Below are 23,819 nucleotides of genomic sequence, written 5' to 3'. Positions count from 1 at the left end.
TGCGGCGTGAAGGATGTGCTAATTTCCGTTCTTTATCGGGAGAGGCCCATCCACCATGTTCGAGCGTCAGCGTCGCACCAAGATCCTTGCCACCCTCGGTCCGGCCACTGACCCGCCGGGCGTGCTGGAGGATCTGTTCCGCGCCGGCGTCAACGTGGTGCGCCTCAACTTCAGCCATGGCGATCCGTCCGGCCAGGCCAAGCGTGCCGCCGAAGTGCGTGCCGCTGCGGCCCGCGTGGGCGTGGAAGTGGGCATCCTGGCCGACCTGCCGGGCCCGAAGATCCGCATCGAGCGCTTCGCCGAAGGCAAGGTGCAGCTGAAGGCGGGCGACCGCTTCGACCTGATCGCCAGCGAGAACGCCGGCCCGGGCACTGCCAGCGAGGTGGGCGTGAGCTACCTCGGCCTGCCGCAGGACGTCGGCCCGGGTGATGTGCTGCTGCTCGACGACGGCCTGATGCAGTTGCAGGTGGTGGAAGTACAGGGCGACCGTATCGTCAACACCGTGCTCAACGATGGTGTGTTGTCCGACCGCAAGGGCCTGAACAAGCAGGGCGGCGGCCTCTCGCTGGGTGCGCTGACCGAGCGCGACAAGGAGCTGATCGGCATCGTTGCCAAGATTGGCGTGGACTTCATCGCCGTGTCGTTCTGCCGCAATGCGCAGGACATGAACGATGCGCGCGACATCGCCCGTTCGCACGGCTGTGATGCCGCGCTGGTGTCGAAGATCGAGCGCACCGAGGCAATCGAGAACCTGGAAGAAATCGTCGAGGCCAGCGACGTGGTGATGGTCGCCCGTGGCGACCTGGGCGTGGAAATCGGCGATGCCGAGCTGCCGGGCCTGCAGAAGAAGATCATCAAGGCGTCGCTGGCGCAGAACAAGGTGGTGATCACCGCCACGCAGATGCTGCAGTCGATGGTGGAAAGCCCGATCCCGACCCGCGCCGAAGTACTGGACGTGGCCAACTCGGTCATCGACGGCACCGACGCAGTGATGCTGTCGGCGGAAACTGCCGCTGGCGCCTACCCGGTCAAGGCCGTGGAGGCGATGGCACGCATCTGCCTGGGTGCCGAGCGCCAGTTCCAGACCGAGACCGACTTCAACGCGTCGCCGCGCAACCTGGAACGTGCCGACCAGGCGATTGCCATGGCCACCATGTTCCTGTCGCAGCACGTGGGCGTGCGCGCGATCGTGGCGATGACCGAATCCGGTGGCACCGCACGTTACCTGTCGCGTTTCAGGGCCAAGGCGCCGGTGTTCGCGGTGACCCGCCATGACGGTGCGCGCCGGCAGATGGCGCTGATGCGCGATGTGTTCCCGATCAACTTCGACAGCCGCGGCCTGACCCCGCGTGAAGCCGCGCGCGGCAGCATCCGCCTGCTGGTGGAATCGGAACTGCTGCAGGCTGGTGATCGCGTCGTGTTCACCAGTGGCGAGCACATGGAAACCCACGGTGCCACCAATACCCTGCGCCTGCTGGAAGTGGGTGAGGACGGCCGCGCCATCGGCCTGGGCGACCTGTAAGTAGTGCTGCCCTGGGGCCGGCGCCGCGTTGCGGATCCGACCCCGGGGTCAGATCCCGCAGGGGCCCTGACCCCGACGGCAGGACACGGCGTGTCCGGTGCGGACATTGGAAGCGTTTCCATCCTGTCCTCCACGGCGAGGCAACGGGCCGCGGGGCTATACTTGTGTTTTTCCCGCACCCGCCACAGGAAATACATGAGCATCGAACAGCTGGCTGAAACCGCCCAGGCCATGGTCGCCCCGGGCAAGGGCATCATCGCGATCGACGAATCCACCGCTACCATCGCCAAGCGTTTCGCCGGCGTCGGTATCGAGAACACCGAGGAGAACCGTCGCGCCTACCGCGAGCTGCTGCTGACCACGCCGAAGCTCAACGAGCACATTTCCGGCGCCATCCTGTTTGACGAAACCATCCGCCAGTCGACCAAGGACGGCGTGCCGTTCGCCAAGTACATGGCCGACCACGGCATGATTCCGGGCATCAAGGTGGACAAGGGTGCGCACCCGCTGGCCGGCTGCCCGGGCGAGCTGGTGACCGAAGGCCTCGATGGCCTGCGTGAGCGCCTGCAGGAGTACTACAAGCTGGGCGCGCGCTTCGCCAAGTGGCGTGCAGTCATCAACATCGGCGAGAGCATCCCGTCGGGTACCTGCATCGAATCCAACGCCCATGCGCTGGCCCGCTATGCAGCGCTGTGCCAGGAATGCGGCCTGGTGCCGATGGTCGAGCCGGAAGTGATCATGGACGGCGATCATGACATCGAGACCTGCTACGAAGTCACCGAAGCCACCCTGCGTTCGCTGTTCGACGCCCTGTACCAGCAGAACGTGCTGCTGGAAGGCACCATCCTGAAGGCGTCGATGGTCATCTCCGGCAAGGGCTGCGATGAGCAGGCCGACGTCGAGGAAGTGGCCGAGTCGACCGTGATGTGCCTGAAGAGCACCGTGCCGGCGATCCTGCCGGGCGTCGTGTTCCTGTCCGGTGGCCAGAGCGACGAGCAGTCCACCGAGCACCTGAACGCGATGAACCAGCTGGGCAACCTGCCGTGGCCGCTGAGCTTCTCCTACGGCCGCGCCATGCAGCAGGCCGCGTTGAAGCTGTGGGCCAAGGACATGAAGGGCAACTACGCTGCTGCCCAGAAGACCGTGTACGAGCGCGCCAGGGACAACGGCCTGGCGGCGCTGGGCAAGTGGAACGGTTGATCCGTCCCATCGCTGGATGAACAAGGCAGCGCCGGCATCACGCCGGCGTTTGCTTTTGCGGGTATCTTTTCCGCCCCCATGCGCCTGGCCGGTGCGTGGGAACCACATGGAAGGCCAAGGAGAAACAACATGCGTTTGGCAGCAATCACACTGGCCGTAGCCACGGTCCTGGTCGCCGGCGGTTGCAACCGCATCGGCGGCGGCGCGGATGCGGGCAAGGCCGCGTCGCTCGATTTCGACAAGCCGGTATCCGGCGAGATCACCTCGCGCAGCGGCATCAACTACAACGACGGCAGCCACCACCAGCTCTACCAGATCAAGCTGGAAGACAAGCAACTGGTCGGACTGAAGCTGACCGGTTCGCTGAGCGGCTCGATTGCCGTGTTCAACAACGGCAGCCTGGTGGCCAGCAGCAACACCGGCTACGAGCGCGAAGGCGACGTCTCGCTGGCCTTCCGTGCCAACGGTGGCGGCATCTACCAGGTGGCGGTCAACGCCAACGGCTCGACCGACTATGGTCCGTACCGCCTGCGTGCCGAGAAGCTGGTGCCGTACGACGGCAAGCCGCTGGCGGGCAGCGGCGAGATCGTCGACATGCTGGCCGGTGGTTCCCAGGACTACACCCTGCAGGTGGACAAGGCCGGCCTGTACGAGATCCGCCTGGTGTCGGAGGTCTTCGATCCAGTGCTGAAGCTGTCGGGCCAGGGCGTGGATGCCGAGAATGACGACGGCGGTGACAGCACCAACTCGCGCCTGACCCTGTCGCTGAAGCCGGGCAAGTACACCCTGACCGCGCGTGGCCTGGGCGACGGCGTCAGCGGCATGTTCACCCTGTCGGCCACCCGCATCGAGCTGCCCGGCAATCTGGTCGAGCGCGATGGTACGGCGCTGCCGAAGTCGGGGAGCGTGTACACGATGCTCGACAACGATGGCCGCCGCCGCTTCCTGCTGTCCCTGGACCGCCCGGCCGATGTGCGCCTGGATGCGATCTCCAGCCAGGTCGATACCCTGCTGCGCGTGGTTGGCGGCGATGTCGAGCTGACCGACGACGACGGCGGCAACGGTACCAATTCACGCCTGGAAGAAACCCTGCCGGCCGGTCACTACACCGTCGATGTGTCCAGCCTGAACAATGGCGCAGGCATGGTGGAAGTGCGCGTGCAGGTGGATGGCGCGAGCGCCGACGGGGCCGCAGCCTCGGCGGCACGTGCCGCAGCCGACGCAGCCGCCGTGGCCGATGATGCCGCCGCGGTGGAAGCCTCCAGTCGCTGAGTGTGATCCACGCCGTGCGTGGAAGAGCACTACGCTGCAACGGAAAAGGCCGGGCAATGCCCGGCCTTTTCTTTTACCTGAAGCACCACGGTTCAGTGCGCGGCGGCAAAGCCCGCATCCCCCAGCGGCGGCAGCAGCGACCCGTGCGGTTCGCTGTCCGCGCTTTGCCCGGCGGCGCTCAACGCCTGCTGGTAGGCCTTGGCCGTCGCGGTATTGAACGCCACCAGCACGATGCGCATCGGTTGCGCATGGCTGCGCTGCCAGGCCAGTGTTTCGGTGACCGCGATCTGCGCGGCCTGGTACAACGGGTAGCCATACACGCCGCAGCTGATCGCCGGGAAGGCGATGGAGTGCACGCCCAGTGATTCGGCCAGCTGCAGTGACTTCCAGTAGCAGTTGGCCAGCAACGCCGGTTCATCGCGCTGGCCGTCGTGCCAGACCGGGCCTACCGTGTGCAGTACATGGCGCGCCGGCAACGCATGGGCACCGGTGGCGCGCACTTCACCCGTCGGGCAACGCACGCCCGGGCGCAGCTCCGGCAACTGCTCGCATTCGGCCCGCAAGGCGGGCCCGGCCGCACGATGGATCGCGCCGTCGACACCGCCGCCACCGAGCAGCGTTTCATTGGCCGCGTTGACGATCGCATCCACCGCCAGGGTCGTGATGTCGCCCTGCCAAACCTCGATCTTCATGCGTCCGTCTCCTGCCTGTGAGGTGATCCGCGCAGCATCTGCGCCGGCTGTTCCCACGGTAGGGGACAGGGCATCGATGCTGCGTCATGACCGTCTCACGCGCTGCGATCCAACGGCCTTCGCGCACGATGGCGGGCGACGCCTTCACGCAGGCTGAAGCGGGAAGGAGCCGGATCCTTTTCCGAACGGAAAAGGCTCTGACCCCGGCTGTTACGGCAGGCCGGCCAGCCAGTCGTCGTCGGATCCTTCGTTCACATCGGCGAACAGCGGCGTGGAGAAGTAACGTTCACCGGTGTCCGGCAGCATCGCAAGGATCACCGAGCCCGGTTCAGCGCGGGCAGCGATGTCCAGCGCGCTGGCCACGGTGGCGCCGGCGGAGATGCCGACGAAGATGCCTTCCTCGGCGGCCAGGCGACGCGCGGTGGCGATTGCACGATCGTCTTCGACCGAGACCAGTTCATCCACCACGTCGCGGTTGAGCACGTCCGGCACGAAGTCCGGGGTCCAGCCCTGGATCTTGTGCGGCTTCCAGTCATCCCCCTTGAGCAGGGCGGCGCCGGCCGGTTCGGTGGCGATGATGCGGGTCTGCGGGCGTGCCACCTTCAGCACTTCGCCTACGCCAGTGAGCGTGCCGCCGGTGCCCCAGCCGCTGACGAAGTAGTCCAGCCGCTTGCCGGCGAAGTCGCGCAGGATCTCGGCAGCGGTGGTGTTGCGGTGATACGCCGGGTTGGCCGGGTTGGCGAACTGGCTGGCCAGGAACCACCCGTGCTGCTCGGCCAGCTCGGCCGCCCTGCGCACCATGCCGCTGCCGCGCTCGGCGGCCGGGGTCAGGATCACCTTGGCGCCGTAGGCACGCATCAGCTTGCGGCGCTCGACCGAGAAGGTTTCGACCATGGTGGCCACGAATTTGTAGCCGCGCGCGGCGGCGACCATCGCCAGTGCTACGCCGGTGTTGCCCGAGGTGGCCTCCACGATCGTGTCGCCCGGCTTGAGCAGGCCGCGTGCTTCGGCATCGAGGATGATCGCCAGCGCCAGGCGGTCCTTCACCGAGCCGCCCGGGTTGAACGACTCGACCTTGGCGTAGACGCTGACCTGTGGCGGCGCCAGGCGCTGCAGCCTGACGATGGGGGTGTTGCCGACGGTATCGAGGATGGAGTCGTACAGGGCCATGGGAGCGCTCCGGAAACGGGGCCGCGACGGGTCACGGCGGGCGAAGGGGAGAGGGCTGGCCGTTCAGGCCAGCGGCTGCCGGCTGACCGTAGCGCCGGCATATGACGCCCGGAAATGACCAGATACCTTTCTTAAACAACCTTTGGTTATAAGCTGGTGACGGCAATTGACCCTAGAGTGGACTTCCGCCCCATGCCGCCTGCCTGCCCATGACGCTGACCCAGCTGCGCTACCTGGTAGCCATCGCCGACGCCGAGCTGAACATCACGCTGGCCGCCTCGCGCGTGCACGCCACCCAGCCCGGCCTGTCCAAGCAGCTCAAGCAGCTGGAGGACGAGCTCGGCTTCCTGCTGTTCGTGCGCAAGGGGCGCAGCCTGGAGTCGGTTACCCCGGCCGGAACCGAAGTCATCGCGCGTGCCCGCGCAGTGCTGGCCGAAGCCAACAACATCCGTACGTACGCGGCAAACCAGCGGCGCGAAAGCCAGGGCCAGCTGATCCTGACCACCACGCACACCCAGGCGCGCTTCGTGTTGCCGCCGGCGGTGGCGGCGATCAAGCAGGCCTATCCGCAGGTCAGCGTGCACCTGCAGCAGGCCGGTGAAACCGACGCGCTGGACCGCTTGAACCAGGGTGACGCCGATATCGCCATCATCAGCACCGCAGGCGGTGAGCCAACCGACGGCATCGCAGTGCCGCTGTTCCGCTGGCGGCGCCTGGTGGTGGTACCCAAGGGCCACCCGTTGGACCGCGCCGGCCGCGCACCGGACCTGGCCGCGCTGGCCCGCCAGCCGTTGATCAGCTACGAATCCTCGACCCGACCGAACTCTTCCCTGCAACGCGCCTTCGCCGCCAATGGGCTGGTGCCCGACCTGGCGCTGACCGCGCTCGATGCCGACCTGATCAAGACCTACGTGCGCACGGGCCTGGGCGTAGGCCTGCTGGCCGAGATGGCGGTCAGTTCCAATGACGAAGACCTGAGGTCGTGGCCGGCGCCGGATCCGATCAGCGAGTGCATCGCCTGGGCGGTGTTGCCGCGCGACCGCGTGCTGCGTGATTACGCGCTGGAGCTGGTGCACGTGCTGGCCCCACAGATTGATCCGCGCGACCTGCGGCGGGTGCTGGATGGAAACCAGGCCGCAGCGTGGCCGGTGCCACCGACCTGGGAGTCGCTGACCCAGACCATCACGGTGTGAGGTGGGTCGAGCAGGGCGTGCAGCCCTGCACCTGCCGAATCAAAGGCAAAAGCCGAAGCAACTGCAACTGCTGGCTTCCGTGGGGCGGCGGGGCGGTGTGGGCAGGCAGGACACGCCGTAAACCCATCCCTGGGGGCTCGATGGCGCCATCCATGGCGCCAACGGTCCTGCCTGCCCACACCGCCCCGCCTCTGACAGATTCCGATGGCTGTTGGTAGGTGTCGACCTTGGTCGACACGGTAGATCCACGCCATGCGTGGATGAAACCTGTCAGATATGGAAATGCATCTGGGGTCAGATCCGTTTTCCTGCGGAAAACGGATCTGACCCCAAGAGCCGTTTCAACAGACCGCAGAAGACTGTCGAAGGCGGGGTGGGTCCGGTTGCGGGGGCGTGAGCCGAGCCTGCATGGACGTATTTACGGCGTCCCCCGCAACCGGACCCACCCCGCCTACCCACAGGAAACCGCTTTTGCTTTTGCTGTTGCTTGGGCTCTTGCCGTGGACGTGGTCTCTGCAGGTGCAGGGCGCAGCCCTGCCGAACACCCCCGCGACGGGGTGTCGCAAACGCCTGCGACGGTTCGTCGCACGGGCAACCCTGGACCCGCCTCTACACTAGCGGGGTGACCCGCCTGTCCCGCCCGCAGCGCCTCCTGCTGCAGCTCGCCGTCCTGGCGACGCTGCTGATGGTGCTTGCGCCACTGGTCAGCCGGGCGCTGCAGGCGCCGCCGATGGACCACGCGGCGATGGCAGGCATGGACCACGCGCACATGCACCACGACGCTGCCGCAGTGGGTCAGAGCCCTCTGCACGGGCAACGGAGTCCGACCCCACCGGCCGATCCCCACGCCATGCATGGCGAAGCCTGCGAATACTGCGTGCTGGCCATGCGCCTGCTGCCGTGGCTGGCTGTACTGGTGCTGCTGTTGCCACTGCTGTGGCGGCCGCGGCTGGTATTCCCGTGGTCACAGCAGGTACTACCGGCACTGCGCTGGCCGGCACACGCCGCGCGTGGGCCACCGCGCGCCTCCATCGTCCGCTGATTTTCCTGTCGAATCTGCCGCACGACGCCTGACCGGGCGCCGTGCGCGCGTGCGTACCTTGGAGCTGTTCCGATGAAAATGACTTCCCGCCCCGCGGGCGCCTGCGTGCGCCTGCCGGTTGCCCTTGGCCTGGCCGCAGCTGCAACGCTCGCCCATGCCGCGCCCGCCGAAGAGGCGCGCACTCTCGATACGCTGGTGGTCACCGCCGCCGCGCCTTCGTCGCCACTGCACTGGGTGACCGATCCACGCCTGCCGCGGCAGCCGGTCCCTGCCAGTGACGGCGCCGATTACCTGAAGACCGTTCCTGGCTTCTCCGCCATCCGCAACGGCGGCACCAACGGTGACCCGGTGCTGCGCGGCATGTTGGGTTCGCGCCTGAACATCCTCAGCAATGACGGCAACCTGATCGGCGCCTGCCCCTCGCGCATGGACAACCCGCTGTCCTACATCGCACCGGAGAGCTTCGACCGCCTGACCATCATCAAGGGCCCGCAGAGCGTGCGCTGGGGGCAGGTGCCTCGGCCGGCACCGTGCGCTTCGAACGCGATACACCGCGCTTCGAGGAACCGGGCCTGCGTGCCGATGCCAGTACGCTGGTCGGTTCGCGCAACCGCAACGACCAGGTGCTGGACCTGACCCTGGGCAACCCGACCGGCTATGTGCGCGCCAGCGGCAACCGTTCCGAAGCCGATGACTACAAGGACGGCAACGGCGATGTGGTGCCATCGCAGTGGCGCAAGTGGAACGGTGACGTGGCGATCGGCTGGACGCCGGATGCCGACACGCTGCTGGAAATTTCTGCCGGTGCCGGCGATGCGATCGCACGCTACGCGGGGCGCGGCATGGACGGTGCCGCGTTCGAACGCACCAGCTACGCCGCGCGCTTCGAGAAGCGCAATCTGCCGGGTGCCTGGGACACAGTGCAGGCCAACGTGTACTACAACGAGGCCGACCACGTGATGGACAACTACACGCTGCGAACGCCGAATCCGCACAGCATGATGCCGATGCCGATGGCATCGAACGTGGACCGACGCACCCAGGGCGGCCGGGTCAGTTCCGAGTGGCGCCGGCAGGACGTGCAACTGGTGGCGGGTGTGGATGGCGAGGACAGCCGCCATCGTGGGCGAATGGGCATGGGCCGGGGCACCTATCGCCAGGCGGCGTGGCAGACCGATGCCAGCTTCCGCCGCTATGGCGTTTTCACCGAGTTGACCCTCGGCGCCGGCACCGATCAGCGCTGGATCAGCGGCCTGCGCATCGATCGTGCCAGCGTGCGTGATGAGCGGCAGTCGATCCGTGGAATGATGGGCAGCCGGCCCAACCCAACGGCCGAGCAAAAGCGCAAGGCGTGGCTCGGCAGTGGCTTCCTGCGCTACGAGCAGGACCTGGCCGACGGCCTGACCTGGTACGCCGGCCTCGGCCACAGCGAACGCATGCCCGACTACTGGGAGCTGTTCTCGCCCGACCACGGACCGGCCGGTGCAATGAACGCGTTTGCCGGCATCCAGCCCGAGCGCACCACCCAGCTCGACGTGGGCCTGCAGTACAAGGGACCGCGCGTGCAGGCCTGGGTCTCGGCCTATGCCGGGCAGATCCAGGACTACATCCTGTTCACCTACCACGGCAGCGGCATGATGGGCATGAGCCAGGCCAGCAACGTCGAGGCGCGCATTGCCGGTGCCGAGGCCGGGTTGGAAGTGAGCCTGACCGAGCAGTGGAAGCTGGGCGGCACGCTGGCCTATGCCTGGGGAGAGAACCGCGACCAGCAGCGTCCGCTGCCGCAGATGCCGCCGTTGGAAGCACGCCTGAGCGCGAACTGGGAGGGCCAGCGCTGGAGTGCCGGCGCATTGCTGCGCGCGGTGACCCATCAGCATCGTGTCGCAGATGGACAGGGCAACGTGGTCGCGCAGGACCTCGGGCCGAGCGCCGGGTTTGCCACCTTCGCGCTCAATGCCGCGTACCGTTTCAGTTCGCAGCTGCAGCTCAGCGCCGGCGTCGACAACCTGTTCGACCGCGCCTACAGCGAGCACCTGAACCTGGCCGGCAGCGCCGACTTCGGCTTCCCGGCCGACCCGGTGCGGATCAACGAGCCGGGGCGCAGCGTGTGGATGAAGTTGAACTACCGGTATTGATCCGCCGGGCATAAAAAAACGGGGCCGGATCCCCGCCAGGATCCGTCCCCGCCCGACGCCCTCGGTCGGGCAGGTTCGACTCTACGATGACGGCCGCGGTGGTGCACCACTGGATACACCCCGACACACGCCGACACTGCCCATGGCAGCCTTGCACGGAACGGGTTCAAGGCGCTATCGCAGCCTAAGTTCCACGCCGGTAAACGCTTGGCACATACCGCTTTTATGGGCACTTGCCTACACTCGGCGGCCGTGGATCAATCAGGACCGTTCATGTTGGCTCGTATCGCTTCGACCCTGGCCCTCGGCCTCAGCCTGGCCGTGCTGGCCGGGTGCGCAGGCAAACAGGAGGCCGCCGCACGTCGGCAGGGCGAAGCGGTGCCGGTCACCGCGCAGGTCGTGCAGCCCACGCAGTGGAACGACACCCTGCAGGCACTGGGCACGGCCAAGGCGCGCGAGTCGATCAGCGTCACTGCCAAAGTGAGCGAGATCGTCGAGAAAGTGCACTTCGAGAGCGGCCAGCACATTGCTGCCGGTGCGCCGATCGTGACGCTGCGCGGGCAGGCCCAGGAAGCCGCACTGGTGCAGGCGCAGGCCACTTTCCATGAAGCCGATCAGCTGTACAAGCGCCAGCGCGAACTGGCCGCCCAGCGGCTGGTGTCCAGCGCCACGCTGGATACGCAGAAGTCGATCCGCGACGCCGCCGAGGCGCGCGTGATGCAGATGCAGGCAGACATTGGCGACCGCCGTGTGCGTGCGCCCTTTGCCGGTGTGCTTGGCATCCGCCAGGTCAGTCCGGGATCGCTGCTGACCCCGACCACGGTCATCGCCACGCTCGACGACATCGAGCACATGCATGTCGATTTCCAGGTGCCGGAAGTGGAGCTGGCTGCGCTGGGCGTTGGTGACAAGGTCAGTGCCACCAGCGTGGCCTGGCCGGGTCGCACCTTCGAGGGCGTGGTCAGCACCATCGATGCGCGCATCGATCCGGCCACCCGTGCGGTGACCGTGCGCGCCGATTTCGCCAATGGCGACCACGCATTGCGCCCGGGCATGCTGCTGGACGTGCGCCTGTTCCGCCCCGAGCGCCCGGCGCTGGTGGTCCCGGAAATCGCCGTGGTACAGGTCGGCCGCGATACCTTCGTGTACCGCATCAAGGCCGACGACAGCGTCGAGCGGGTGGACGTGGTAACCGGCGCGCGCCGTGCCGGCGTGGTCGAGATCCGGCAGGGCCTGGAAGCAGGCCAGCGCATCGTGGTCGATGGCACCGGCAAGCTGCGCCCGGGCCTGAAGGTCGCTGCGAAGGACGCCGCACCGGCCTCTGGCGCCAAACCGGCTGACGCGCCGGCGCCGATCGCGACCGAGGGCCACGGCGGATGAAGCTGTCCGACATCTCCATCCAGCGGCCGGTGTTCGCCGTGGTGATGAGCCTGTTGCTGCTGGTGCTGGGCGTGATGTCCTTCACCCGCCTGACCCTGCGCGAACTGCCCGCCATCGACCCTCCGATCGTTTCGGTGTCGGTGGACTACACCGGCGCGTCGGCGGCGGTCATCGAAAGCCGCATCACCCAGGTGCTGGAAGATGCGCTGGCTGGCATCGAAGGCATCGATACGATCAACGCGCGTAGCACCAACGGCCGCTCGCAGGTCAGCATCGAGTTCACCTCCAACCGTGATATCGAAGCGGCGGCCAACGACGTGCGCGATGCGGTCAGCCGCGTCGCCGACCGCATGCCGGAAGAGGCGCGGCCACCAGAGATTGCCAAGGTCGAGAGCGATGCCGACCCGATCATCTGGTTCAACATGGTGTCCTCGACCATGGACACGCTGGAGTTGAGCGACTACGCCGACCGCTACGTGGTCGATCGTTTCTCCAGCCTCGATGGCGTGGCCCAGGTCCGCATCGGCGGCCGCCAGCGCTATGCGATGCGGATCTGGCTGGACCGTGACCAGCTGGCCGCGCGCGGGCTGACCACCGGCGACGTGGAAACCGCACTGCGCAACGAGAACGTGGAGCTGCCGGCCGGCCGCATCGAGTCGACCGACCGCGATTTCACCCTGCGCGTGGAACGCAACTACATCAAGCCCGAGGATTTCGCGACCATCCCGCTGGGCAAGGGCCGCGACGGCTACGTGGTGCGCATGGGCGACGTGGCGAAGATCGAGCTGGCCTCGGCCGAACGCCGCGCGTACTACCGCAGCAACGGCGAGCCCGGCATCGGCCTGGGCATCGTCAAGACCTCCACCGCCAACTCGCTGGACGTGGCACGCACTGCGCGCGCTGAGGCCGAGCGGGTGGCGCTGACCCTGCCCAAGGGCACGCAGATCTTCGTCGCCTTCGACAACACCACCTTCATCGAAGCTGCAGTGGACCGCGTCTACGCCACCCTGGTGGAAGCGATGATCCTGGTGCTGGCGGTGATCTGGCTGTTCCTCGGCAGCTTCCGCGCCGCGTTGATTCCGGCGGTGACGGTGCCGGTCTGCCTGGTGGCGGCGTTCATCGCGCTGTATGCGTTCGACTTCTCGATCAACCTGCTGACCCTGCTGGCGCTGGTGCTGTGCATCGGCCTGGTGGTGGACGATGCGATCGTGGTGGTGGAAAACGTGCAGCGCCGCATCGACCTGGGCGAACCACCGCTGGTGGCCTCCAAGCGCGGCACCGCGCAGGTCGCCTTCGCGGTGATCGCCACCACTGCCGTGCTGGTGGCGGTGTTCCTGCCGGTCGGCTTCCTGGAGGGCAACACCGGGCGACTGTTCCGCGAACTGGCCGTGGCGCTGGCCGCTGCCGTGGCGTTGTCCGCGTTCGTTGCGCTCACACTGACGCCGATGATGGCTTCCAAGCTGCTCAAGCCGCATACCGGGCAGGCCCCGCGAGGCCTGCACGGCTTCATCAACCGCAACCTGGAACGCCTTGCGGGTGCCTATGGGCGGGTTCTCGATCACCATGTCGACCGCACCTGGATCTACCTGCTGGTGATGGTGGCTGCGCTGGCCGCCAGCTGGGGCCTGCTCAAGCTGCTGCCGTCGGAACTGGCGCCAGCCGAAGACCGTGGTTCGTTCCAGATCATGATCGACGGCCCGGAAGGCGCCGGCTACGACTACACCGTGCAGCAGGTGCAGCAGGTGGAAGCGCTGCTGGCACCGCATGTCGGCCCGGACAAGCCGATCGTGCGTGCCAACCCCGCGTGCCGGGCGGCTGGGGCGCCAGCGAGGAAATGCATACCGGCCGCGTCAGCATCTTCCTGCAGCCGTGGCGCCAGCGCAGCGAGGGTACGCCCGAAGTCGCCAACGAACTGCAGAAGGAACTGGATACCATCCGCGGCGTGCGCGTACGCACGCAGGTGGGTGGTGGCCTGGTGCGCAGCGGCGGCCAACCGTTCCAGATCGTGCTGGGCGGCCCGGAATATGCCGAGATCGCGCAGTGGCGCGACCGCATCCTGCTGCGCATGGCCGACAATCCCGGCCTGGTCGGCCCCGATTCCGATTACAAGGAAACCCGGCCGCAGATGCGGGTGAACATTGACCGCCAGCGTGCGGCCGATCTCGGCGTGCCGGTCACCGCGATCGGTTCGGCGCTGGAAACCATGATGGGCTCGCGTCGCGTCACCACCTTCGTCGACAACGGCGAGGAGTACGACGTGCTGGTGCAGGCCGGTCGCGATGGTCGTGCCAGCCCGGCCGACCTGGCCGCGATCCGCGTGCGCGCCAACTCCGGCGAGCTGGTGCCGCTGTCCAACCTGGTCACGCTGAGTGAAGTGGCCGAGGCCGGCACCCTGAACCGCTTCAACCGACTGCGCTCGATCACCATCAGTGCCGGCCTGGCGCCCGGTTATCCGCTGGGCGAAGCCATCGCCTGGGCACAGAACGTAGCCCAGGAAGAGCTGCCGCAGTACGCGCAGGTGAACTGGAAGGGCGAATCGCGCGAGTACCAGAGCGCCGGCGGCGCGGTGCTGCTGACCTTCGCGATGGCGCTGCTGGTGGTGTACCTGGTGCTGGCGGCGCAGTTCGAGAGCTTCATCCATCCGCTCACCATCATGCTGACCGTGCCGCTGGGCGTACTCGGCGCGCTGGTCGGGTTGTGGGTGAGTGGCGGTACCGTGAACCTGTTCAGCCAGATCGGCATCGTGATGCTGGTCGGCCTTGCCGCGAAGAACGGCATCCTCATCGTCGAATTCGCCAACCAGCTGCGCGACGATGGGCGCAGCGTGCGCGAGGCGATCATCGAGTCGGCGATGGTGCGCCTGCGCCCGATCCTGATGACCTCGATCGCCACCGTGGTCGGCGCGATCCCGCTGGTGGTCGCCGGTGGTCCTGGTTCGGCCAGCCGTGGCACGATCGGCATCGTGATCATCTTCGGTGTGACCCTCTCGACCTTCCTGTCGCTGTTCGTGGTGCCGGCGTTCTACGCGCGGCTGGCGCCGTACACCCGTTCGCCGGAAGCGGTGAAGCGCGAGCTGGAGAAGCAGGAAGCGGAATCGCCGTCGGTGGGTGGTCATGCCTGACCGGCCTGTCGACGGGGTCGGATCCCTTTCCCAAGGGGAAAGGGCTCTGACCCCACCACTGCAGGGCGAAGGCTTCACTCTGCGCCCGTGGCAGCCCGGCGACCTGGAATCCCTGCTGCGCCACGCCAACGACGCCGAGGTGTCGCGCGGCCTGCGCGACCGCTTCCCGTATCCGTACACGCGCGAGGATGGCGAGGCCTTCCTCGCGGGCCGCGTACTGGCCCCCAGCACCCTGAACCTGGCCATCGAGATCGACGGCCAGGCCTGTGGCAGCGTCGGTGCCCAACAGGGGCTGGCCGAGCGTGGGCATACCGCCGAACTGGGTTACTGGCTGGGCCGGGCCTATTGGGGGCACGGCCTGATGACCCGCGTGGTCGGCCTGTTCGCCCCGTGGGTGATGGATGAGCTGCGCCTGTTCAGGCTGCAGGCCACCGTGGTCGACTTCAACCTCGGCTCGGCCCGGGTGCTGGAGAAGAACGGCTTCCAGGAAGAGGGCGTGGAGCGCTGTGCGGTCTACAAGCGCGGCGTGTTGCACGACCTGCGCCGTTTCGCCCGGGTGCGCACGCAGCTGCCCTGAACGGCCCGGGGTCAGATCCCTTTTCCAGTGGAAAAGGGATCTGACCCCTTCTCCGCTCTCCGGTCATGGCCCGGCGCGACCAATGGCGCTACCGCAGCGGCCTTCGATCAGGGAGAATCGACCGGTCCCCTCCAGCCGACGGGACGTCCTTACAACCCGCCGACTGGAGAGAGCGCGCGTGGAAGCAACCGTACACTTCATCAACAGCATCATCTGGAGCAAGGCACTGATCTTCGTGTGCCTGGGCGCCGGCCTGTTCTTCAGCCTGCGCACGCGCTTCATGCAGATCCGGGGGTTCCTCGAGATGTGCCGCCTCACCGTCAAGGGTGAGAAATCCGACGCCGGTGTGTCCTCGTTCCAGGCGCTGGCCATGTCGATGGCCGGCCGCATGGGCATCGGCAACATCGCCGGTGTGGCCACCGCCATCGCATTCGGCGGTCCCGGTGCGATCTTCTGGATGTGGGTGATGGGCTTCCTCGGCGCGTCCACCTCGTACGTGGAATGCACCCTGGCGCAGATCTACAAGACCAAGGACGCCGAAGGCCGCTACCGCGGTGGCCCGGCGTACTACATCGAAAAGGCCATGGGCCTGAAGTGGTATGCGCTGGCCTTCGCCATCGCCACGATCATCGCCGCAGGCTTCCTGATGCCGGGCGTGCAGGCCAACGCCATCGCCGACAGCATCATCAACGCCTGCCGTGGCACCGCGCTGTGCGGTCCGCTCGATGGCCAGGCCTTCGGCATGGAATCGGTGCAGGCGCTGAAGCTGGGGATCGGCATCGTGGTGGCGCTGCTGCTGGGCGTGGTGATCTTCGGTGGCGTCAAGCGCATCGCCAACTTCGCCGAGGTGGTGGTGCCGTTCATGGCTGCCGGTTTCATCCTGATGGCCATCATCATCATGATCATCAACTACGACCGCGTGCCGGAAATGTTCGGCATCATCTTCAAGAGCGCCTTCGGCACGCATGCCGCGTTCGGCGCGATGATGGGCCTGGCCGTGGAGTGGGGCATCAAGCGCGGCATCTACGCCAACGAAGCCGGCCAGGGCTCGGGCCCGCACGCGGCGGCCGCCTCGGAAGTCTCGCATCCGGCCAAGCAGGGCTATGTGCAGGCCTTCGCGATCTACTTCGACACCATGATGGTGTGCACCGCCACCGCGTTCCTGATCCTGGCCAGCGGTACCTACAACGTGTACTCGCCGGTGGAGGGCGCCGCGCCGATCTTCCAGGGCCTGGCCGGCATTCCGGAAGGCGCCGGTTACGCCCAGGCCGGCGTGGAAGCGGTGCTGCCGGGCTGGGGTTCGGCGTTCGTATCGGTGGCCATCTTCTTCTTCGCCTTCACCACCATCATGGCGTACTACTACATGGCCGAGACCAACCTCAGCTATGTGAACCACAACAGGAAGCGGCCGCTGACCGTGCTGCTGCTGCGCCTGGGCATCATCGGCATGGTGGTGTTCGGCGCGTTCCACAATGCCACCCTGGCCTGGGCGCTGGGCGACATCGGCGTCGGCCTGATGGCCTGGCTGAACATCATCGCCATCCTCATCATCCAGAAGCCGGCGATGCTGGCCCTGCGTGACTACGAACGACAGAAGAAGCTGGGCCTGGATCCGGTGTTCGACCCTGATGCCCTGGGCATCAAGAACGCCGATTTCTGGCGCCAGCGCAAGCAGGAGAGTGTGTAAGTGAACAACCCTTGGAACAACCGCCGCCCGTCCGCCCGTCCGCCGCGCGCAACGCCGTTGCCGCGCCCGGAGGTGCCGGCCACGGGCGGTGGTGGGCGCGGTGGCAGCGATGAGCTGCGTCTGTACGGCCTGAATGCCGTGCTGGCTGCGTTCGAAGCGCGGCCGCAGGCGCTGCGCAAGCTGTACCTGCTGGAAGCACGCATCCCGCGCCTGCAGCCGCTGTTGAAGTGGTGCGTTGCCAACCGCGTGGGCTACCGCGTGGTCGAGGATGGCGATCTGAACAAGCTCGCCGGCACCACCCATCACGAAGGGGTGGTGGCTGATGTGCTGCGTGCACCTGCACTGCCGCTGGCGCAGTGGCTGGAGCAGGTCGGCGAGGCCCCGGCGCTGGCACTGTGGCTCGATGGCGTGGGCAACCCGCACAACCTCGGCGCGATCCTGCGCTCGGCCGCCCACTTCGGTGCCAAGGCGCTGCTGTTGCCGGCCGGCAGCACGCTGGCCCTGTCCGGCGCCGCCGCGCGCGTTGCCGAAGGCGGTGCCGAAGCGGTGCCGCTGGTGCAGCTGCCGGAGACCGATCAGGCAATGGCGCAATTGCGCGCAGCCGGTTTCGGCCTGGCCGCGACCCTGGTCGAGGGCGGTGATGACGTGTTCCGCAGCTCGCTGCCGGCCCGCCTGGTGTATGTGATGGGTGCCGAAGGCGAGGGCATGGACCGCAGCCTGGCGGGGGCGTGCGACCTGCAGGTCTCGATTCCCGGCAGCGGCGCGGTGGAGAGCCTGAACGTAGCCTCGGCCACGGCGGTACTGCTGGCGCAATGGGCCAGCAGTCGCGGCTGATCCGACCCCAGCGGCTCGCCATGTTCGGGGTCGGATCCCTTGCCGCAGGCGAGGACTCTGACCCCTTCCGGGGCCGGCAATTGCGTCAAGCACGCATGATGTTTTGAAAGTTTCCTTATTGGTCAGCCGCTTCTGGCGACGCAGGGTGGAATTCCATCCCATGCTGTCCAGGAGTGGCTGTCATGCATCATCCTCGCCGTACCCTCGTCGCATTGCTGGTGCTGGCCAACGTCCTTGCCAGTGCCCACGCAGCGGCTGACGAACGCAGTCTTGACGGTGTCAACTTCACCGGCCCGCTGATCACCCCAATCCGGCCGGCCTGCCGCAGGGCAACTGGTACATCGAACCCTATCTGGTGCGGATCGACAGTCGCGATCATTACGACGATGGCGGCCATCGCCGCCGCAGTGGGCAACGTAGCGGTGCATGGGCCACGGTGGTGCCGATCATCTATGGCTTCAGCGACCGGGTGATGGGCCAGGTCAATCTCAGTGCATCGCGCTCGGAGTCCGGCGGTGCGCGCAGCAGCGGCTTCCGTGCCGGTGACACCACCGCGCGGCTGCAGTACCTGCTGCAGGCGCCGAATGCCGATGGCACCCGTCCGGCCATCTCGGTCGCGCTGGTGCAGCGTTTCAGCACCGGCAGCCACGATCGCATCGCCGGCAATCCGCTCGATGCGCAGGGCGACGGCGTTCAGCGCACCACTGCAGCGCTGGGCGTGCAGCAGGTCGTGTGGCTGGGCAATGACCGCCCCGTGCGCTGGCGTGCCCAGCTCAGTGCCGGGCCGGCACCGTCGCGCACCGCCATATCCGGCACCAGCGTCTACGGCACCGATGACAGCTTCCAGGGACATATCTCCCGCGGGTCGGTGCTGGGCCTGTCGGTCGGCGCCGAGTACAGCTTCAATTCGCGTTGGGTGGGCGTGATGGAGGTGGCCGCCAGCCGCGAGACAGGCCAGCGCCTCAGCGGCTTCGCACGCAACAGCAGCGGTGCGATCGAACGGATCGAAGAGCATCGCCCGGCCAGCCGCAGCGTCACCCTGGCGCCGGCCGTGGAGTACCACTTCAGCCCGACGCTGGGCCTGATCGCCGGCGTGGAGTTCAGCGTGGCGGGCCGCAACACCAGCCATATCGTCAGCCCCCAGATTGCCTTGGGCATGTTCTTCTGAGGGGCCGCCGATGAACATCGAATCCATCGTCAACACGATCCTTGGCGTCGTCTGGAGTCCCTACCTGGTGGTGCTGTGCCTGCTCACCGGCCTGTACTTCAGCGTGCGCACGCGCTTCATCCAGTTGCGTGCGTTGCCGGACATGCTGCGCCTGATGTTCCGCCATGAGCGCTCCGATGCCGGCGTGTCGCCGTTCCAGGCGTTGTCCATTTCGCTGTCAAGCCGCGTGGGCGTCGGCAACATCGCCGGCGTCGCCATGGCCATCGCCTTCGGCGGCCCCGGCGCGATCTTCTGGATGTGGATCGTCGCCTTCCTTGGCGCATCCAGTGCCTTCATCGAATCCACGCTCGCGCAGATCTACAAGGATCGCGACGGCAAGGGGCAGTACCGGGGCGGCCCGGCGTATTACATCGAAAAAGGCCTCGGCCAACGCTGGTATGCAGTGCTGTTCGCACTGGTGACGGTGCTGGCGGGCGCGATGCTGGCTGGCACCCAGTCCAATGCGATCACCAGCGCGGTGAACGAAGCCTGGGACGTCCCGGTGATGACCACCACCGCGGTTCTGCTGGTGGTGCTGGGTGCCATCCTCATCGGCGGTGTGCGGCGCATTGCGCGCGTGGCCGAATGGGTGGTGCCGCTGATGGCCGTGGCCTACCTGCTGGTTGCGGCGCTGGTGATGGTGCTCAACGCGGAAAAGGTGCCGGAGGTGATCATGCTGGTGCTGCGCAGTGCATTCGGCGTGGACGCAGCGTTCGGCGCGATGATCGGTACCGCTATCCAGTGGGGCGTGCGTCGCGGCGTGCTGTCCAACGAGGCCGGCATGGGCAGTGGTGCGCATCCGGCCGCCGCCGCGGAAGTCTCGCATCCGGTCAAGCAGGGCCTGGTGCAGTCGTTCTCGGTCTACATCGACACGATGGTGGTGTGCAGTGCGACCGCCTTCCTGATCCTGTCCACCGGCCTGTACAACGTCTACGACCCGCGGTGAACGGCATTCCGGATGAGGCGCGCCTGTTACTGGGCAATCTGCCGGGTGTCGAGGCCGGGCCACGCTTCGTGCAGCATGCGGTGGAATCCGCGCTCCCGGGCTTCGGCCGTTCGTTCGTAGCGCTGGCGATCCTGCCGTTCGCGTTCACCACCATCCTCGCGCTGTACTACATGGCCGAGACCAACGTCAGTTATCTGTGCCGCGATCGGCCGACGCCGTGGGTGATGGGCAGCTTCCAGCTGCTGTTCCTGGCAGCGACCGGGTACTCGGCGGTGAACAGTGCAACGGTGGCCTGGTCGCTGGGTGACATCGGCGTCGGCCTGATGAGCTGGTTGAACATCATCGCCATCCTGCTGCTGCAGAAACCGGCCTTGGCGGCGCTGCGTGACTACGAGCAGCATCGCCAGGCCGGCAAGGATCCGCTGTTCAACCCGAAACTGCTGGGCGTGCGCAACACCAGCGTGTGGGAAGGCTGACAGGATCGGGGTCAGAGCCCTCGCCAAGGGCGAGGGCTCTGATCCACGCCATTGCCCGGTGGGTGCGAACCGCGATTCGCACCACTTTTCCCGCTGCGCTCGCCGGGCATGGCCCGACGCTACAGCATCATTCGTTCGGCGGCGTGGTCGCCTTGGCCTCGCTGCCGAAGCTGCCATCCGCTTCCGCCGCCAGGTAGGCGAACACGGTGTACGCGGCTACGTTCTGCGCCAGTGCCTTCGGGTCGATCTTGTCCAGCGTGTCGTCGGCGGTGTGGTGCAGGTGGAAGTAGTCCGAGCCATCCTGCGCCAGCCACGCCCACGCACCGCCCTTGGCGGCCAGTGGGCCGACGTCCGGGCCCGGGCCACCCTTGTCGGCCTGGTACTCGATGCCCAGCGGCTTCATCACTTCGGCAATCTGCTTCGTCGCTTCACGCGAGCCGTCCGGATTCGGCGAACCGGTATTGAAGGCGTAGATGCGGCCTGCGCCGAAATCGCTCTCGGCGGCCAGCTGGTGCAGGGCCACGTCCTTCGCGTGCGCTTCGGCATAGGCCTTGCCGCCATACAGCCCCTGTTCCTCATTGGCGAAGGCGATCACGCGGATGGTGCGCTTCGGTGCCTGCTTGAGCTGGCCGATCAGGTGGCCGGCGGCCATGGTGATGCCCACGCCCGCGCCGTCATCCACCGCGCCAGTGCCCAGGTCCCACGAATCCAGGTGACCGCCGATCACCACCACTTCCTTCGGCAGGCTGCGGCCGGTGATCTCGCCGATCACGTTGTAGGAGGTGGCGGTGCCATCCCAACCGCAATCCAATGCCATCTTCACCGTGGTGCTGCCACGCGCCAGCAGGCGGGCCAGCTGGTCGGCATCGGGCACCGACAGCGCGGCCGACGGCACTGGGGTCAGGCCCTCATCGAAACGGGTGATGCCGGTGTGCGGCACGCGGTGCGAGTCGGTACCGGCCGAGCGCATGAGGAAACCGACCGCGCCCTTGCGGATCGCTTCGGACGGCCCCTTGCTGCGGATCGCACCGCCGCGGCCGTAATCGCGGCCATCGCGGAACGGCAGCATCTGGTAATCGACGAAGGCGATCTTGCCCTTCAGCGAACCCGCCGGTGCGGCCTGCAGCGCGGCCAGGTCGGCGAAGCGCACCACCTCGGCTTCCACGGTGCCGCCTGGGCTGCCGCCCAGCGCAGTGATCTGCAGCGGCTGCGGGTTCCTGCCGGTCACGGCGGCGTGTTCACTGCGCCGCTCCCACTTCGGGAATGTCACCGGCTCCTTCCACACCTTGTCGAAACCGAGGGCCTTGAACTTGGCTTCGGCCCAGGCCACGGCGCGGGCGTCGGCTTCGCTGCCGGCGATGCGCGGACCGATCTCGGTGGTGAGCGACTCGACCACCTTCCAGCCGGTGTCATCGGCCAGCGCCTGGTCGCGCAGCTGTGCGGCGGTGGCCAGCGACGCCGGGGGCAGGGTAGTGGTGTGCGGCGCCGCGAAGGCCGGGGCGGCCAGCAGGGCGAGGGAGGATGCGATGGCAAGGACGCGGCGACGCATGGACAACTCCGGGAAGGGACCTAAGCCTTGGAGCTTAACAGTCGTTCAGCCCGGCGCATGGGCGGGAGGTCATGGCTGGCGCGAACGCTGTTTTCCGCCATGACCGGCAAAGCGAAAGCCCCGCCAGGACGGGGCTTTCGCCTGCTTCTGTAGAGCCGAGCCAATGCTCGGCTGCCTTTTGCAGATCAGCCGAGCGTGGGCTCGGCTCTACAGGTGGGAGGGGCGCCCATAGGCGCCCGATACCTCATTTCTTCAGGCTGTCGCGGATCTCGCGCAGCAGCACCACTTCTTCGGCCGGCGCCGCCGGGCAGCTTCCTTCTTCCGCGACAGCCGGTTGATCGCCTTGACCACGATGAAGATCGCGAAAGCCACGATCACGAACTGGATGACGGTGTTGATGAAGTCGCCGTAGCCAACCACCACCGCCGGGATCTCCTTGCCATCCGGTCCGAGCCGGGCTGGCGACAACGTCCAGGCCAGGCTGGAGAAATCCACGCGCCCGATCAGGTAGCCCAGCGGCGGCATGATGATCTTCTCGACCAGCGCCGTCACGATCTTGCCGAAGGCCGCGCCGATCACCACGCCGACGGCGAGGTCAATGACGTTGCCGCGCATGGCGAATTCCTTGAACTCGGTGAGCATTCCCATTGTTGTTTTTCTCCGGTGGGGAAGTGGACAGCGCGCAGGGTAGCGCAGGTGATGTCAGCCGGCGATCACGCCGTGGCGCTCGGCCACGTTTTCAAGGCGGGCACTGAAGCGGTCGCCGGGCTTCAACGCAGCCACCCCGGACGGGGTGCCCATGAACACCAGGTCGCCGGCACGCAGCTGCCACAGCTTGGACAGCTCATGCAGGATCTCCGGCACGTTCCAGATCATCTGGTCGAGCAGTGCCTGCTGGCGCACTTCGCCGTTGACCTCCAGCGACAGGTTCAGCGCGGCGAGGTCGCCGACTTCCTCGGCGTGGACGATTTCGCTGATCGGCGCGGAGGCGTCGAAGCCCTTGGCCGCGTCCCACGGGTGGCCCTTGTCCTTGGCCGCGGCCTGCAGGTCGCGGCGGGTCAGGTCCAGGCCGACGGCGTAGCCATAGACCAGCGCATCGGCGTCGGCCACGGCCAGCTCGCCTGCGGGCGCATCGCGGCCGATCGCCACCACCAGTTCCACTTCGTGGTGCAGGTTGGCGGTTGCTGGCGGATAGGGGATGGCATCGTCGTGGCCGACCACGATGGCGTCGGCCGGCTTGCTGAAGAACATCGGGCGGCCGCGGTCATCGGCCGCCGGCACCGCCGCGCCCATTTCGCGGGCGTGGTCGGCGAAATTGCGGCCGACGCAGTAGATGCGGTGCACGGGGAAGCTGCCGCCACCGGCTACCGGTACACGCGGCAGGGCTACGGCAGGGATCACATCGGAGACATCGGACATGCGGGCATCCAGGAAGGGCGTGCCCGCAGTCTAGAACGCATGGCGCCCGCCGTCAGCGGGCGCGGAAGGCCTGGATCAGCGCGAGGCCGGCAACACCGGCTTGCGCACCACGCGGTACTCGCCTTCAACCACGGTCGGGTCAACCGGACGCGCAACGCCCGGCTTGCGCGAGGCCAGCAGCTTCCACGCCAGGCCGACCAGGATCATCGCCGCGCCAACGAACACACCGATGAACACCATCGCCGCCAGGATCGCCAGGCCGAGCAGGCCAACGGCAACGCGCACCAGCGGGTGACGCGGCTTGCGCGGCGCGAACAGGGTGCGGAACTGGTTGAAGGCGGATGCGCGATTGAACATGGCGGCTCGATAGGCTGGGATCAGCGAAAACAGAGTATCG

General features: G+C 67.2%; 15 protein-coding genes and 4 pseudogenes. 13 read left to right on the top strand and 6 right to left on the bottom strand.

Annotated elements, in window-relative coordinates; translation table 11 throughout:
• Positions 1-55: 55 nt before the first annotated feature.
• From pyk to DL544_RS16635, 3 genes are all read left to right on the top strand, one after another.
• Positions 56-1,522 (top strand): pyruvate kinase, encoded by a 1,467-nt coding sequence (gene pyk, locus DL544_RS16645; protein WP_005418863.1) that lies wholly within the window; start codon positions 56-58, stop codon positions 1,520-1,522.
• Between the two features lie 195 nt (positions 1,523-1,717).
• Entirely contained in the window at positions 1,718-2,722 is a 1,005-nt protein-coding gene (locus DL544_RS16640; protein WP_005418861.1) for a class I fructose-bisphosphate aldolase, read from the top strand.
• Positions 2,723-2,851: 129 nt separating this feature from the next.
• Positions 2,852-3,994, top strand: a complete 1,143-nt coding sequence (locus DL544_RS16635; protein ID WP_005418859.1) for a hypothetical protein — start codon at positions 2,852-2,854, stop codon at positions 3,992-3,994.
• Positions 3,995-4,086: 92 nt separating this feature from the next.
• Here the strand turns inward: DL544_RS16635 and DL544_RS16630 are convergent, their stop codons facing one another.
• Both DL544_RS16630 and cysK read right to left on the bottom strand, forming a co-directional pair.
• The gene (locus DL544_RS16630; RefSeq protein ID WP_111201764.1) at positions 4,087-4,686 is read right to left on the bottom strand and encodes an O-acetyl-ADP-ribose deacetylase; all 600 of its coding nucleotides are present in this window, start codon (positions 4,684-4,686) and stop codon (positions 4,087-4,089) included.
• A 210-nt stretch (positions 4,687-4,896) separates the two neighbouring features.
• Positions 4,897-5,856, bottom strand: coding sequence for a cysteine synthase A (gene cysK, locus DL544_RS16625; protein ID WP_061479314.1), 960 nt, complete (start codon positions 5,854-5,856; stop codon positions 4,897-4,899).
• A 209-nt stretch (positions 5,857-6,065) separates the two neighbouring features.
• Here cysK and DL544_RS16620 point away from each other — a divergent pair, with 209 nt between their 5' ends.
• The 10 genes and pseudogenes from DL544_RS16620 to DL544_RS16575 all read left to right on the top strand — a co-directional run bounded on the left by DL544_RS16620 (position 6,066) and on the right by DL544_RS16575 (position 20,454).
• Positions 6,066-7,049, top strand: a complete 984-nt coding sequence (locus DL544_RS16620) for a LysR family transcriptional regulator (RefSeq protein ID WP_005418854.1) — start codon at positions 6,066-6,068, stop codon at positions 7,047-7,049.
• Between the two features lie 622 nt (positions 7,050-7,671).
• Positions 7,672-8,091, top strand: a complete 420-nt coding sequence (locus DL544_RS16615) for a DUF2946 family protein (RefSeq protein WP_005418850.1) — start codon at positions 7,672-7,674, stop codon at positions 8,089-8,091.
• Positions 8,092-8,163: 72 nt separating this feature from the next.
• Positions 8,164-10,226, top strand: a pseudogene (locus tag DL544_RS16610) (TonB-dependent copper receptor).
• A gap of 273 nt (positions 10,227-10,499) precedes the next feature.
• Positions 10,500-11,606, top strand: a complete 1,107-nt coding sequence (locus DL544_RS16605; protein ID WP_139727569.1) for an efflux RND transporter periplasmic adaptor subunit — start codon at positions 10,500-10,502, stop codon at positions 11,604-11,606.
• Positions 11,603-14,727 (top strand): annotated as a pseudogene (locus tag DL544_RS16600) (efflux RND transporter permease subunit). Before DL544_RS16605 ends, DL544_RS16600 begins: the two are co-directional and overlap by 4 nt.
• Positions 14,720-15,304, top strand: a complete 585-nt coding sequence (locus tag DL544_RS16595; RefSeq protein WP_065179506.1) for a GNAT family N-acetyltransferase — start codon at positions 14,720-14,722, stop codon at positions 15,302-15,304. Before DL544_RS16600 ends, DL544_RS16595 begins: the two are co-directional and overlap by 8 nt.
• Before the next feature lie 178 nt (positions 15,305-15,482).
• Positions 15,483-16,991, top strand: a complete 1,509-nt coding sequence (locus DL544_RS16590) for an alanine/glycine:cation symporter family protein (RefSeq protein ID WP_005418815.1) — start codon at positions 15,483-15,485, stop codon at positions 16,989-16,991.
• Positions 16,992-17,825, top strand: a complete 834-nt coding sequence (locus tag DL544_RS16585; protein WP_139727567.1) for a TrmH family RNA methyltransferase — start codon at positions 16,992-16,994, stop codon at positions 17,823-17,825.
• Positions 17,826-18,180: 355 nt separating this feature from the next.
• Positions 18,181-18,993, top strand: a complete 813-nt coding sequence (locus tag DL544_RS16580) for a hypothetical protein (RefSeq protein WP_255312989.1) — start codon at positions 18,181-18,183, stop codon at positions 18,991-18,993.
• Positions 18,994-19,003: 10 nt separating this feature from the next.
• Positions 19,004-20,454 (top strand): annotated as a pseudogene (locus DL544_RS16575) (alanine/glycine:cation symporter family protein).
• Between the two features lie 127 nt (positions 20,455-20,581).
• Here DL544_RS16575 and DL544_RS16570 read toward each other — a convergent pair.
• The 4 genes and pseudogenes from DL544_RS16570 to DL544_RS16555 form a co-directional block, all read right to left on the bottom strand.
• The gene (locus tag DL544_RS16570) at positions 20,582-22,003 is read right to left on the bottom strand and encodes a M28 family peptidase (RefSeq protein ID WP_065179503.1); all 1,422 of its coding nucleotides are present in this window, start codon (positions 22,001-22,003) and stop codon (positions 20,582-20,584) included.
• Positions 22,004-22,247: 244 nt separating this feature from the next.
• A pseudogene (gene mscL / locus DL544_RS16565) lies at positions 22,248-22,651 on the bottom strand (large-conductance mechanosensitive channel protein MscL).
• 54 nt (positions 22,652-22,705) lie between these two features.
• Positions 22,706-23,422 carry a fumarylacetoacetate hydrolase family protein gene (locus tag DL544_RS16560; protein ID WP_019660190.1) on the bottom strand — a complete coding sequence of 239 codons (717 nt, stop codon included), beginning with the start codon at positions 23,420-23,422 and terminating at the stop codon, positions 22,706-22,708.
• 75 nt (positions 23,423-23,497) lie between these two features.
• Positions 23,498-23,779: a hypothetical protein gene (locus DL544_RS16555; protein ID WP_005410817.1), complete on the bottom strand. Its 282-nt coding sequence runs from the start codon at positions 23,777-23,779 to the stop codon at positions 23,498-23,500.
• Between the last annotated feature and the right edge of the window lie 40 nt (positions 23,780-23,819).

Source organism: Stenotrophomonas sp. pho, assembly GCF_006228405.1.
Lineage (GTDB): Bacteria > Pseudomonadota > Gammaproteobacteria > Xanthomonadales > Xanthomonadaceae > Stenotrophomonas > Stenotrophomonas sepilia.
This window is presented reverse-complemented; position numbering and strand designations above follow the sequence as displayed.

Bases quoted from the DNA above. Each gene is read 5' to 3' on its own strand.
- DL544_RS16640 (WP_005418861.1), top strand. From the start codon at position 1,718: ATGAGCATCGAACAGCTGGCTGAAACCGCCCAGGCCATGGTCGCCCCG.
- DL544_RS16595 (WP_065179506.1), top strand. From the start codon at position 14,720: ATGCCTGACCGGCCTGTCGACGGGGTCGGATCCCTTTCCCAAGGGGAA.
- pyk (WP_005418863.1), top strand. From the start codon at position 56: ATGTTCGAGCGTCAGCGTCGCACCAAGATCCTTGCCACCCTCGGTCCG.
- DL544_RS16555 (WP_005410817.1), bottom strand. From the start codon at position 23,779: ATGTTCAATCGCGCATCCGCCTTCAACCAGTTCCGCACCCTGTTCGCG.
- DL544_RS16620 (WP_005418854.1), top strand. From the start codon at position 6,066: ATGACGCTGACCCAGCTGCGCTACCTGGTAGCCATCGCCGACGCCGAG.
- DL544_RS16570 (WP_065179503.1), bottom strand. From the start codon at position 22,003: ATGCGTCGCCGCGTCCTTGCCATCGCATCCTCCCTCGCCCTGCTGGCC.
- DL544_RS16635 (WP_005418859.1), top strand. From the start codon at position 2,852: ATGCGTTTGGCAGCAATCACACTGGCCGTAGCCACGGTCCTGGTCGCC.
- DL544_RS16560 (WP_019660190.1), bottom strand. From the start codon at position 23,422: ATGTCCGATGTCTCCGATGTGATCCCTGCCGTAGCCCTGCCGCGTGTA.
- DL544_RS16630 (WP_111201764.1), bottom strand. From the start codon at position 4,686: ATGAAGATCGAGGTTTGGCAGGGCGACATCACGACCCTGGCGGTGGAT.
- DL544_RS16605 (WP_139727569.1), top strand. From the start codon at position 10,500: ATGTTGGCTCGTATCGCTTCGACCCTGGCCCTCGGCCTCAGCCTGGCC.
- cysK (WP_061479314.1), bottom strand. From the start codon at position 5,856: ATGGCCCTGTACGACTCCATCCTCGATACCGTCGGCAACACCCCCATC.